Source organism: Flammeovirga yaeyamensis, from assembly GCF_018736045.1.
GTDB lineage: Bacteria > Bacteroidota > Bacteroidia > Cytophagales > Flammeovirgaceae > Flammeovirga > Flammeovirga yaeyamensis.
In genome coordinates this window covers 4,771,432-4,785,163 of the sequence record NZ_CP076132.1, presented here as the reverse complement: position 1 = coordinate 4,785,163, position 13,732 = coordinate 4,771,432, and the positions used below count along the sequence as shown (strand labels likewise).

At 35.7% G+C, this 13,732-nt stretch carries 7 protein-coding genes; 6 read left to right on the top strand and 1 reads right to left on the bottom strand.

Annotated features, from left to right (window positions below):
* Positions 1-14: 14 nt before the first annotated feature.
* The gene (locus KMW28_RS19110) at positions 15-335 is read left to right on the top strand and encodes an NAD(P) transhydrogenase subunit alpha (protein WP_066211852.1); all 321 of its coding nucleotides are present in this window, start codon (positions 15-17) and stop codon (positions 333-335) included.
* A gap of 32 nt (positions 336-367) precedes the next feature.
* Positions 368-1,759 carry an NAD(P)(+) transhydrogenase (Re/Si-specific) subunit beta gene (locus tag KMW28_RS19105; protein WP_169666017.1) on the top strand — a complete coding sequence of 464 codons (1,392 nt, stop codon included), beginning with the start codon at positions 368-370 and terminating at the stop codon, positions 1,757-1,759.
* A 124-nt stretch (positions 1,760-1,883) separates the two neighbouring features.
* Here KMW28_RS19105 and KMW28_RS19100 read toward each other — a convergent pair whose 3' ends face one another.
* Entirely contained in the window at positions 1,884-4,745 is a 2,862-nt protein-coding gene (locus tag KMW28_RS19100) for a triple tyrosine motif-containing protein (protein WP_169666019.1), read from the bottom strand.
* A gap of 294 nt (positions 4,746-5,039) precedes the next feature.
* Between KMW28_RS19100 and KMW28_RS19095 the strand changes: the two genes are divergently transcribed.
* From KMW28_RS19095 to KMW28_RS19080, 4 genes are all read left to right on the top strand, one after another.
* Positions 5,040-6,935: a sugar porter family MFS transporter gene (locus KMW28_RS19095; protein WP_169666021.1), complete on the top strand. Its 1,896-nt coding sequence runs from the start codon at positions 5,040-5,042 to the stop codon at positions 6,933-6,935.
* Between the two features lie 10 nt (positions 6,936-6,945).
* Entirely contained in the window at positions 6,946-8,574 is a 1,629-nt protein-coding gene (locus KMW28_RS19090; RefSeq protein ID WP_169666023.1) for a glycoside hydrolase family 43 protein, read from the top strand.
* A 433-nt stretch (positions 8,575-9,007) separates the two neighbouring features.
* Positions 9,008-12,103: a SusC/RagA family TonB-linked outer membrane protein gene (locus tag KMW28_RS19085; RefSeq protein ID WP_169666025.1), complete on the top strand. Its 3,096-nt coding sequence runs from the start codon at positions 9,008-9,010 to the stop codon at positions 12,101-12,103.
* 12 nt (positions 12,104-12,115) lie between these two features.
* On the top strand, positions 12,116-13,657 hold the full coding sequence (locus KMW28_RS19080; RefSeq protein ID WP_169666027.1) for a RagB/SusD family nutrient uptake outer membrane protein: 1,542 nt from the start codon (positions 12,116-12,118) through the stop codon (positions 13,655-13,657).
* Positions 13,658-13,732 lie beyond the last annotated feature (75 nt).

The window sequence follows — 13,732 nt, the reverse complement described above, 5'->3', positions numbered from 1 at the left end:
ATTAGAAGACAACAATGGAACAAATCATACAATTTCTTGATGATAACACGTTAGCTATGCTATCGTTGTTAGTATTGGCTTCGTTCTTAGGAATGGAGATTATTGGTAAAGTACCAACAGTTTTGCACACGCCTTTAATGTCTGGTGCAAACGCAATTTCAGGTGTCGTTGTAATTGGTGCAATTATCCTTATTCGTAAGGCTAATGCAGATGACTACTTAACATTATCGTTAGGTTTTATCGGTATCGCACTTGCAATGATCAACGTAGTAGGTGGTTTTGCGGTAACCAACAGAATGTTGGATATGTTCAAAAAGAAAGAACGTAAAGCTTAAGTTAAACTCTATAAATCTGAAATTTTACAACAATGGATTATACAAATATTGTCGACTTTTTCTACTTAGTAAGTATTGTCGTATTTATTATAGGTCTTAAAGGACTATCTCATCCTGAGTCAGCACGTAGAGGTAACTTAGTAGCGGCTTTAGGTATGGGTATGGCTATCGTAATTTCTTTGGTAGCACCACAAAAAGCAGGTGATAATAACTACATCTGGATTCTTGGTGGTATGCTAGTAGGTGGTTCTATTGGTTTAGTATCTGCAAAGAAAGTAGCGATGACTAAAATGCCAGAGATGGTATCTTTATTCAACGGTTTAGGTGGTGCTTGTGCCATGTTAATTGGTATCGCAGAATTCAATAACCTTCCTGCAGGAACGGAAATGATGAGCGGTGCAGTATTCACAAACATCTTCGCGATGTTCGTTGGAGCTGTTTCATTAACAGGTTCTTTAGTAGCTTACGGTAAATTGAATGGTTCATTAAGAGACAACTTCTCTTTACCAGCTCCACAAATTATCAACCTTGCTTCATTATTAGGTATTATCGTTCTTTCAGGATTGATCATGACTCAACCTGAATTAAACATGCCTTTAGTATATGCTTTATTGGGTCTTTCGTTATTCTACGGTATCGCTTTCGTAACACCTATCGGTGGTGGTGATATGCCAGTAGTAATTTCATTACTAAACTCAGTAACAGGTATCGGTGCAACAGGTGCTGGTCTTATCTACTCTAACAACATTATGATTATCGGTGGTATCCTTGTAGGTGCTTCTGGTATTATCTTAACAGTAATGATGTGTGAAGCAATGAACCGTTCTCTAGTAAATGTACTAGTAGGTAACTTAGGTGCTTCAGGTGGAGGATCTGGATCTGGTCGTGAAGAAATCGTGAAAGAAGTAAACGTTTCTGATTTGGCTATCCAATTAAAGTATGCTGACAGAGTTTGTATCGTACCAGGTTATGGTCTTGCAGTAGCTCAAGCACAACATATTTGCCACGAAATCGAAACTGTTTTAGAAGCAGAGGGCGTTGAAGTGAAATATGCTATCCACCCAGTAGCGGGTCGTATGCCAGGTCACATGAACGTACTATTGGCTGAATCAGATGTATCTTACGAGAAATTGTTAGAACTTGAGCCAGCAAACGATAGCTTCCCTTCTACAGACGTTGTACTTGTAATTGGTGCAAACGACGTAGTGAACCCATCTGCTAAAGATGATAGCTCATCGCCAATCTACGGTATGCCTATCTTAGACGTTGAAACTGCTAAAAACGTAGTAGTATTCAAACGTGGTATGAGTACAGGTTATGCGGGTGTTCAAAACCCATTGTTCTTCGGCGATAGAACAAAAATGTTATTCGGTGATGCGAAAGCTTCATTGGGTAAATTGAAAGAAGAAATCGCTAATGCTTAATTGCATAAGCGTAATAATAAAAGAGTAGACTCATTTTCACCTATTTTAATAAGAGTCTCGGAACTAACAGAAAGGTCACTCTCCGCAAGGAAAGTGACCTTTTTCTTTATCACTAAATTATTTTCTAATTAGTGCTTTCTAAACTAGTCTCTACTTGAGCAATAAAATCCAGTAAGTTTTCTCCCTTTTCCAGATTCAACTTCTTTCTTAATCGATATCTAGAAGTCTCAATTCCTCTAACTGACAAGTTTAAAGCATTGGCAATATCTTTTGTCGACATATTCATCTTGATATAAGCACAGATCTTTAATTCCTGAGTCGTTAACTCCGGATAATGCTCTTTAAAATATTCGAAGAAGTCAGAATGAATTAAGTTGAAGTGATCTTTAAATCTAGCCCAATCTTTTTCATCATCAATTTCTTTGTTGATTCTTGTAGCTAATTGATGAATTTCTTTAGAGGTTTTTACATCATTAGTCGCAGTAGATACCTTGATAAGATCCGCTTTGATAGACGTCAGTAAAGCATTTCTTTGTGATAAGTGAAAAGCAGACAAGGCCAATTCCTTATTCTTAAAATCAATCTCTTGATGATGTTTCTCGTGTATCAATTGCTTAATTGTGCCGTCCTGATCTACAATTTGCTGTTCTTTTTGACCAACGATACTTAACCATTTTTTACTATATCTAATTTTCGAAATTCTTGTCACCAAATAAATAATTAAACAAGACGATAGCAGATAAATAAAATAAGCGAGAGTAGATCGATACCATGGAGGCAGAATACTAAAATGAACTTCCTGAACAGTACTTATTTCTCCATAGATATTTTTGGCCATCACCTTAAAGGTATAATCACCTTCTTTTAAGTTGGTATAAGTGATAGTAGAAGTAGTAGACCAATCCTTTGGTAGTTTATCGAAACCATCTAAAAATGTCTGATAAGTATTGTATTCAAGACCATCAAAGAACGGACAAGCATAGGAGAAGCTGACATCATTAAAGTTGTAAGCAATCTGATGTTTCATATCAGAAAGAGAAGACTCATTGATTAAATCTATACCATTACTACTAGAGAAACTAGTCACACTTAACGGTATTTGATTATGTACCACTTGCTTGAAACGCGGGTTAAATCGTATAAATCCTTCCTTGGCAGTAATTAATACATTCGAATGATCAATAACGATTATACTTTCCAAATCATCTGATATATACTTGTTGATTCGTTCAAAAAGCTGCCTTTCAACATAAGGATTCTTCGATTTAGGATCATGTAATAATCCTACCTTGTTCTTTTGTATAAAATAAACATTTCCTTCTTGATCGTTTACTAAACTTGAGATCCTTTCTTTCCCTAAAAGTTTATTGTACAGCGAATGAGGTTCAAATACATCTTTCTCTGCATTGTATATAAATACCCCGTTCTCTCCACAGAAAACCAACTCATCGTTTACTTTAAATAAATTGATCAACACATTGGTGTAAAAGCCTTTTTCCTTTCCATAGAAATCAACCTTAGATATTTCATTACGGTCAAAATCCACTTTTAATTTATAGACCCCTTTAAAGCCATGACTCATCCAAATGTTATTTTCATCATCCAATTGAATCAATCGTGATGATTCATCAAATCCTTCTAGCTTTTGAGAAGCCCATTGATTATTGTGTAATCGATGAATATAAACGCCATCATAAGACCCTTGAATATAAGCATCCTCAGTAGGGATATAAACCACATTCCAAGCTCCTTTATGAGAAGAAATCAGTTGATTATGATTTCCTTTTAATGCATAAAACCCTTCATGCTGTCCTTGAAAAAGCTGATTATTTAATACCGTAAGATTATAGGTGTGTCCTATATTTATCTGTTGATAAAAAGGCTCTTTAAACTTTCCTTTTGGATCGTATTGGAATACACCATTTGATGTCCCTAAATAAAGTAAATTATTAAAATAGGTAGCTGAATAGCCTCCTCCTTCGATGCCCACCTTTTCATTGATCAGAGAGAATGGAGAATGTAATTCGATATAGGACAGGCCATTTCTATGAGCAATCCATAAGTTTTCCGAATGATCTTGGAAGATATTATAGATCGTCATATCAGATAAGCCGCTTTTTTTGTTGATATGAAGCTTCACCTCTCCGTTTTCATCTAATATATATACCCCATTGTTTTGCGTGCCTACAGCAATCGTATTGTCTTTTAATAGCACGGCATCGTTGATCTTATCTCTTTCAAAAGTTTTCCAAGTGGAAGTGGCCCAAGGCTCAAAACCTTTTCCTTTATTGATGAGCAAAACACCATCATGACTGAATGCTATTAGTTGTCCATTAGGGAAGTTAACGATCGATCTGACCATGTGCCCTTTGAGAAGGTCGATTCCTTTATACTGTGGAAGAATTCTCTTGTTGTTCCAACTTAAAAGACCTAAAGAAGGACTACTTGATAGGAAGTCGTCATTGATATAAAAACTATAATGTATGTTCTCTGGAGGAGTAATGCTTTGTACTTTCTGACCATCATATTTATATATCTTTCGATGGGAGCAGAAGACAATTTCTTTGTCGTTTTTACCTTTGTAAAGGTCCCATATTTCATCAAAAGTATCTCCTTGATCAATAAATTGTAGTAAAGAGTGGTACTTCAATTCATGCTTTTCATTACGCTGAAAGTATCCAAACTCATGCTGCCCACCTACAAATATTTTTTCACCTATAGCCAAAACAGAAAGTAAATTATTGTTGCCTTTGTTCATGGTGTGAACCTTCCAATCCACTCCATTAAATTCCAATAACCCAAAGTTGTTGGCTATATAAATAAACCCATCTTCATTCTGAGTAATACTCCAATTTTGCGAACCAGCCCCATAAACAGTTGCAGAAAACTGATTAACGATAGGAATACCTAACTGTTTGCTGGTTGAAAATGAAAGTTGACTTGTAAGTGTCGTGATGATTAAGAGTAGTAATAAATTCCATTTCATAAACGCGATTTTTTATTTGTTCTAGCTGTGAACAATACAAGAGTTAGTGTTGAATTAAGAAAAAAAGTAGTTCTACAATATCATTAAAAATATTGAAAATTGTTTACGTCAGAGCTTTAAAACGGTACTTCAAAACTACGTCAGCTTCAAAATTGCTATACTTCTCTATCATTTATAACACATTCGTAGGATAGAATGATGTATTATCGAATATGAACTATTGGTAATAGTATTTTTTTAGTTCTGTTACTCACTTCGGTGAGCGAAGACTACAGTTATTAAAGTATAAATGATATGAAAAATAAAAATATTCTCTATCCTATAATGGTATCGTCCATTGTGGCGATCGGAGGTTTTCTACTTGGTTTTGATGGAGTAGTAAATTCAGGTGCCATACCTTTTTACAAGCACACATTTGATATTGTAGAACAGCCATTGCTTATCGGTATTTCTACAAGTATGATTATTCTAGGAGGATTCTTAGGAAACCTTATGGCGGGATTTATTAGCGATAAATACGGTCGTAAGAAAAGCTTGTTGTTGACGTCTCTATTATTTTGTGTTGGAGCCTTAGGTACTGCTTTGGCTACAAGTATCTATTTCTTCATTTTCTGTAAGTTCATTGCAGGACTAGGAGTAGGTATAGCAATTCTAGTAGCTCCTATGTATATATCAGAGATAGCACCTCCAAAACACAGAGGGTGGTTGGTCACTTTTAATCAATTAAATATCGTACTAGGGTTATCAATTGCTTATTTTTCTAACTACTACATCCTTCAGATGGTAGAAGATCCAAATCTTAATTGGCGATGGATGCTTGGTGTTGGAGTAATTCCAGCAATAGTATATCTCTTCCTTTTAATTATTATTCCAGAAAGCCCAAGATGGCTGATTCAAAACGACAAAAAGGAAGAAGCTGAAAAAGTACTAGTAAAAGTGGGAGGTAATGAGTATGCTCAACAAGAACTTGCTCAAATATCAAAAGCGATCAATACAAAATCACCCAATAAAAGTGGAAAGAATTTACGCAAAGAACTCTTCTCTTCTAAGATGAAGTTGGTCTTATTTATTGGTTTAGGTTTAGCAGTATTTCAACAAGTATCAGGTATTAATGCGATTCTGTATTACGCTCCAATGATTTTTGAAATGACTGGAGAAGGACAAGATGCTGCATTTATGCAATCCATTATCATAGGGTTGGTATTTGTAGTTATGACGGTCATCTCTATGTTCATGATTGACAGAGTGGGACGTAAACCATTACTTATTGCAGGATCAGCCATTATGAGTATGTCTTTATTTATCACTTGTTACTTTTTCTCTGATGCTACTTTTAGTATCAGCCAAAGTGAAAGTAAAGCCCTCACAGAAGGAATGGCACATCAAATTATTTCTGAAACTATAAAGACGAAAGGTCTAGCAAAAGTAGATTTCGATCATTATCAATTTATAGATGGGGATTTAGTATTGAATAAAAATGAATCTGAGGTTTTGAGGTTATCTGAAGGGGTGGATGCATTGGTAGGAAAACTTAGTCAAATCAAAACTTTAGATTATGCCTTGTTCTCATTAAAGAGTACAGAATTTAACTCAGAGGTCTATTTCTTTGATGCTATCAAAGAGAAAATGCTTACAGAGTTTTTAGCAAATTCTACAGAGGTGGTTCCAAATTCACCAAAAGCACCTTTCTTTTTAGAAGCTAAAAATGATCTTTTAAAAGGTGTGGATTATCGATTAGCCTTTGAAAAAGCAATTAATAAAGTATTCGTATCAGAATATCAATCAAGAATTTTAAATACAAGTATTCATATTAATGCCTTGATGGTGTTGGTGGGAATTCTAGGGTTTATCGCTGGTTTCTCAATTTCATTAGGCCCAGTTATGTGGGCAATGCTCCCCGAAATTCTACCCAATCATTTGAGAGGCTTGGGTATTTCTGTAATTGGTGGAGTAAACTCTGCGACAAGTTTTACGGTAGCAACCTTATTTCCTATGGAATTAGAATACCTAGGTGCAGCCAATACATTTATGATTTTCGGTATTGGCATGTTAGCTTGTTTATTGTTCTCCATTTTTATCGTGAGAGAAACAAAAGGGAAATCTTTAGAAGAAATTGAAACGGAATTGATCGGTCAGACCATTAGTGACCCAAGAGATGTTTCGGATGAAATAACGCCATTGGCACATTAGTACTACTACAATGACAAACAAAATTCAAAACCCAATTTTAAAAGGGTTTAATCCTGACCCATCCATTGTTAGGGTGGGTGATGATTATTTTATTGCCACCTCTACTTTTGAGTGGTATCCTGGAGTGCAAATCCATCACTCCAAAGATTTAAAACATTGGAAATTAATTGGGCATCCTTTAAAAAGGTTGTCCCAATTAGATTTAAGAGGGGTGCCCGATTCTTGTGGAGTTTGGGCTCCTTGTCTTTCCTTCCATGAGGGTACATTTTATTTGGTGTATTCCAATGTGAAAAACTTTGATGGACCTTGGAAAGATACTCCCAACTATTTAGTCACGACTGAAGATATTTTTGGAGAATGGTCTGAACCTACTTATTTATCTTCTTGTGGTTTTGATGGTTCATTGTATCACGATGATGATGGTAAAAAATATTTTGTCAGTTTACGTGTTGATCACAGAGGAGGAAAACTATTTGGTGGGATTGTTTTGCAAGAATACGATCATCAGAAAAAATGTTTGATTGGTGAAATGTATGATATATATGCAGGATCTGATATTGGTTTAACCGAAGGTCCTCATATTATTAAAAAAGACGACTTTTACTATTTGATAACGGCAGAAGGAGGTACTGAATACAATCACGCAGTAAGTATTGCAAGATCAAAAAATATTTTGGGTCCTTATGAGACCGCTCCAAATAATCCTGTGTTTACAAGTAAAGATTCTCGAAAAAATACTTTACAAAAGGCAGGGCATGGAGATTTTGTACAAACAAAAGAAGGGGATTGGTATGCTGTTTTCTTAACGGGCAGACCTTTAACCGAAAGAGGGAGATGTACTTTAGGTAGAGAAACATCAATAGAAAAAATAGTTTGGAAAAAAGGAGAGTGGCCGAGGTCGTATTCGGGGGATAAAGCTCCAAGAACTGAAGTAGAAGGAATTGGTTTACATTGTCCTTTTGAAGAAGTGTCTTCTCATTTCGATTTTTCATCAAATGCTCTTTCTCCGCATTTTGCTTCCTTAAGAGAGCCATTTAGCGATCAATGGATGAATATTGAAAATGGACAACTTCAATTATTGGGTAGAGCATCACTGTCATCATTCCATGAACAAAGTATGTTGGCTCATAGGGTACAATCTCACTATGTTGAAGTAGTTACTAAAGTATTATTTTCACCAGAAAACTTTCAGCAAATGTCGGGTTTGGTATGTTATTACAATACTACCCACTTTCATTACCTGTATCTCACGACAGATGATGGAGGAAAGACCAAAACTTTGAAATTAATCTCTGCGGATACATTTAAAGTGGAAGAAGTGAAAGTAGAGGAATTTGTGTTTAATAAAGATCAAGAACTCTATTTAAAAGTCATTTTTGATCGTGCAGCTATTCAATATAGCTTTTCTTTGGATGGCGAGGAGTTTGTAGATATAGGTCCAAGTTTAGATGGATCAATATTATCCGATGATTATATTCAAGATGATGGTACAGGTAGATATCGACCTGCATTTACTGGAGCATTTATTGGAATGACTTGTCAAGATTTATCGGGAGGAAAACACCCTGCTTACTTTGATTTTTTTGATTATAAAGAGATAGTCGATATGTTGGAAAAGGTAGAAGGAGCTGATGCTTAAATCACAGTTGCCATAATTGTAAAAAAAGAAGTAATGATGAACAGTGAAGAGTAGAATTATTAAATTTTGCTCTTCACTTTTTTATTATCTCAAGAGTTTGAAACAGTTACGTCAATGATTATGAACGCTATATAATTGCTATAATTTTTCTATTGTGACTTAGCTAATCTTGTAAAATCAAAAAAACATCTTAGAAATAGCGTATTTGATAGAAATCAACTAAAAAAGTGTCTTAAATACACCTGATGTAGTGTTGAGTGGTGTATGACGTAGCTGTGAAGTAGTGGTTTTTTTGAGTTTTCACCCTAAAAACAGCAACATTGTAACAACGAAATGAAATAAACTTGTCTAAAATGTCTAGCGGCTTTTCGAATCGGTCGTTCAATCTTATTCAACTATTATAAGATTTAATTTTAAAAAAATGGATGATACTATGAATTACAAATACCAACTAGGTACGTCATTCAGGCTACTAACAAAGTCATTCCTTCTAGGAATATTTTTTAGCTTATTTTCTCTTCAATCTTTTGGTCAAGATCAAATAATTAAGGGATCAGTCAGTGATGATGTTAATCCTATCCCAGGTGCAAACATTAAAATACAAGGTACGACAATTGGTACAGTCACAGATTTTGATGGAAAATTTAAAATCTCAGCCAAAAGTGGAGATGTACTTGTATTCTCTTTTGTTGGTTATAAAGACCAAATTATTGAAGTAACTAATCAGACTAGCTTAGATATTGTTTTACAAGAGGATGTAAGACAAATGGAAGAAGTAGTCGTTATTGGTTACGGTACACAAAACAAAAAAGATGTTACAGGTGCTGTAGCATCAGTTGACAGTGAGGCATTGGCTATTGCTGTTGAACCAAGTGCGGAAATGGCTATGCAAGGTAAAGTTGCCGGTGTAACTGTTTCTCAAAGTTCAGGTTCTCCGGGTTCTGCTTCAACAATTACTATTCGTGGTCAAGGTACTATTGGAGATGCGTCTCCTTTGTATGTAGTCGATGGAATTCTTACGACTAATATTTCTTTCCTGAACCCGAATGATATTGAAAAAATGGATGTATTAAAAGATGCATCTGCAACAGCGATTTATGGTTCTAGAGGTGCCAACGGGGTAATTATTATTACTACCAAAAAAGGTAAGGAAGGACATATGAATGTTTCTTTTGATGCTTATGCTGGTGTTCAGCAAGTAGCGAATAAAATTCCTTTGACAAATCAATATGAGCTGGCATTCTTAATTAATGAAGCTAGAATTAATGATGGTCTTCCAGAAAAGTTTTCTTTCGATGAATTACAAGAGTTAAAGAAATCTCCAGGAACAAATTGGCAAGATGAGGTATTTAGTAAGCCATCTGAAGCTTCAGTACAGAATTATCAATTTACTGCAAGCGGTGGTAATGCAAAATCTCAATACCTAATGAGTTTGAACTACTTCGATCAGAAAGGTATTATTGCTCCATCAGGTTATAAGCGTATCTCTGGAAGATTAAATGTAAAATCTCAAGTAACTGATTTCCTAGCTTTAGGATCAAACATTGTGATTACGAATTCAAGCCAAGAAGTTATCCCTCAAAATAATGAGTACGAAGATCCAATTATGCACATGTTGGCAATGGATCCTATGGCGCCCGTTTATGCTCAAGAAAATGACGAAGGAAAAGTATACGGTGCTTCACAGATTTCAGATCAATTTACCAACCCTGTTGGACGTTTAGATCTGAACAACGATAATATTGGAGTGGATAGATACATGGCGAATGTATTTGCAGAGTTGGAGCCAATTAAAGGTTTGACATTTAAGTCGATGTTTGGTTTTGATAGAGTGTACTTAGAGAGAAAAGTTTTCAATCCTAAGTTCGATGATGCTAACAACTTAAAATTATCAAGAACTTCGGGTAACTTATTTATTAGCCAAGAAAAACACTTTACATACACTTGGGACAATACAGTGACTTTCAAAAGAAATTGGAACAATAAACATGACTTGACTGTACTAGGAGGTTTCTCTCTTTACAACGAGTATCATGAGTTCTTCAATGGTGGTAAAGGTGGTTTGTCTAATCAAGAGTACTTAAGATTCCTTGATGCTGGTGTCGATCAAGAAACGGATACAGCACCAAGAAACTTTGCTCAAGACGCAGGAATTATGTCGTTCTTAGGTAGAGCAATGTACAGTTATGATGACCGTTACTTGGTTACGGCCACTTTCCGTAGAGATGGTACATCAAGATTGGCAGAGAAAAACCGTTGGGGAACATTCCCTTCATTTGCCCTGGCTTGGAAGATTTCAAACGAAGGTTTTATGAGTGGAGTTGATTTTGTGAAGGACCTAAAATTAAGAGGTGGTTGGGGACAAGTAGCTAACGATAAAATGCCAAACAACCTTGGTTTTTATCCTACAATCTCTACAGTAACCAACGGACTAAGATACCCTTCAGGAACAGGAGCAATTATGGACGGTGCGTCTTTAACAACAGGTCCTACAACAAATTTGGTTTGGGAAACTTCTGAACAGCTAAATATAGGTTTAGATGCTGCATTCCTAAGAAATAGATTATCTACTTCAGTTGATTTATACCAGAAAAAGACATTGGATATGCTTTTCCAAGCAGATATTTTAGGGTCTTCTGGATTTACTCAAAACCCTTGGTCAAATGGTGCTTCAGTTCAAAATTCAGGTATTGAGTTGGTGTTAGGATGGGCTGATGAAACTAAAAGTGGATTTGGTTACAGTATCACAGGTAACTTCTCATATAATAAAAATGAAGTATTAAGTACAGGTGCTAAAACACCATTCTATACAGCTCCATTTTTCGGTAAAGACGTCTTGATTACTCAAGAAGGAGAATCAATTGGATCTATCTACGGATATGAAACTGACGGTGTTTATCAATCGGACCCAACAGCTGATGATGCTGTATTAAACAGCTCTGTATCTGCTGGTGACCTGAGATATAAAGATTTGGATGGAGACGGTAAGATCACTCCAAACGATAGAAAAGTTTTAGGAAATACTATCCCAGTATACACTTTTGGTTTAACAACTAACCTTAGCTACAAAGGATTTGATTTAATTATCTTCCTTCAAGGAATGGGAGGTCATAAAATCTTCAACGGTATCAAGTACAACTTAAATGCTCCAAATACCAACTATATGTCTTTGACTATGGAGAACAGATGGACAAAGCCAGGTTCTACTAATGAGCATCCAAGAGTAACAGGTACAGCAAATAATAAATTATACTCTGATTATTATGTAGAAGATGGAGACTTCTTAAGATTAAGAAACCTACAGTTAGGTTATACTATACCTAGTACTATCACGAATAAAATAGGAGTGAAGAGGTTTAGAGTTTATGTAGCAGGACAAAACTTAGTGACACTTACTAAGTACACAGGATTTGATCCAGAAATTGGACAGAACTTATCTACTGCACAAAGTGCCATTGATTTCAGTATTGATAGAGGAAATTATCCGGTACCAAGAGTATATACTGCAGGTGTAAACATTAGCTTCTAATAAGAATTTGATATGAAAAATATATATAAAATAGTCATCTCTTCATCACTGTTGTTGGCAGGTTCAGCTTGTTCTAACTTCTTAGACCGTGAGCCTTTGGCAAGAGAAACTACAGAAACATTTGTTTCTGACCCGGAGAATCTAGAATTAATGGTAATTGCAGGGTACGACCCAATGCAATGGAGGTTTGAAGGAACACAATTCTACAACTATTTCATTTTTGGAGATATTGCTTCGGATGATGCTGATAAAGGTGGCTTATCAGAAACAGATTTAGATTATATGACTATGGTGCAGAAATTTCAATGGAATGCATCAGAACCTTTGTTTGAGTCTGTATGGAAAAGACATTTTGCAGGAGTATTTAGAGCAAATACAGTTTTATCTAACGTAGAAGTAGCCAAGGCTTCTGTAGATGAGAATACCTATAATCAAGTAAAAGGTGAGGGTTTATTCTTAAGAGGATGGCATTATTTTCAGTTAGTAAAAATGTATGGAGGTGTTCCAATGTTCACATCTTTAGAAGATTATGAGAACCTTAATTCGACACCTAGATCATCAGAAGCAGAATTGTATGAGCTGATTTTGAATGATTTTAAAGCAGCAGGAGCTTTATTAAAGACAAAAGATCAATACGATGCGGAGTACTTAGGGAGAGCAACTTCGGGAATGGCGTATTCTTATTTTGCAAAAGCAGCTTTATACTCAAACGATGAGTCCACTTATGAAGAAGCATATACTTATGCCAAGAATGTAATAGAAAGTGGACAGTATGCTTTACTAGATGATTACGCTAATATTTGGCGTTTAGAGGAAGAAAATGGAAAAGAATCTATTTTCGAAGTGCAATTCGAACCATCTAATTTCAATAACTGGTCTACTCAAGGAGAAGGTGCTGGAGAGAATATGATGCAATCTCCAAGAGCAGGTGGTAACTCAGGCAACCCTGCATCAATTGGAGAAGGTTGGGGCTTTAACTTACCAACCGTTGCTTTAGAAAAAGCATTTAGAGATGCTGGTGATGATATCCGAAGAGAGCAGACAATCATCTATGATGGTGAAGAAGTGTATCCTGGTGAAGGTACAATTCGTGTAGCTCAACCTGGAGACACAAATAGTGATTGGTACAATACCACAGGGTTTGCTCCTCAAAAGTATTTCCTTCCTCAAAGAGAGTTAACAACAGACTTTGGTGATAACCGTTACAATGGTCATTCTAACTATAGAATGTTTAGATACGCTGATTTATTATTGTTTGCTTCTGAATTAGCCATACGTACTGGTAAAGGAGGAGCTGCAGATTATTTAAATCAGGTGAGAGCAAGAGTGAATCTTGCACCAATTGCATCGCCTACTTTAGATGATGTTTTCAAAGAACGTCGATTAGAGTTGGCAATGGAAGGACACCGCTTCTTCGATCAAGTAAGAACAGGACAAATTACAGCTGAATTAGTCAGTGAAGGTTTTGTTCAAGGGGTACACGAAAAATTCCCTATTCCACAATCTGAAATTGATCTAACTGACGGATTGATCACAGGCAATCCAAGTAACTAGTATATTATATCCGTTAGCTCATAAGTAAAAATATCTTGAGCTGACGGGATTACTATAAAATACTTCTTTCGTTCG

Excerpts from the sequence above, each read along its gene's own strand:
- KMW28_RS19095 (WP_169666021.1), top strand. The coding sequence starts at position 5,040 with ATGAAAAATAAAAATATTCTCTATCCTATAATGGTATCGTCCATTGTG.
- KMW28_RS19100 (WP_169666019.1), bottom strand. The coding sequence starts at position 4,745 with ATGAAATGGAATTTATTACTACTCTTAATCATCACGACACTTACAAGT.
- KMW28_RS19080 (WP_169666027.1), top strand. The coding sequence starts at position 12,116 with ATGAAAAATATATATAAAATAGTCATCTCTTCATCACTGTTGTTGGCA.
- KMW28_RS19110 (WP_066211852.1), top strand. The coding sequence starts at position 15 with ATGGAACAAATCATACAATTTCTTGATGATAACACGTTAGCTATGCTA.
- KMW28_RS19105 (WP_169666017.1), top strand. The coding sequence starts at position 368 with ATGGATTATACAAATATTGTCGACTTTTTCTACTTAGTAAGTATTGTC.
- KMW28_RS19085 (WP_169666025.1), top strand. The coding sequence starts at position 9,008 with ATGAATTACAAATACCAACTAGGTACGTCATTCAGGCTACTAACAAAG.
- KMW28_RS19090 (WP_169666023.1), top strand. The coding sequence starts at position 6,946 with ATGACAAACAAAATTCAAAACCCAATTTTAAAAGGGTTTAATCCTGAC.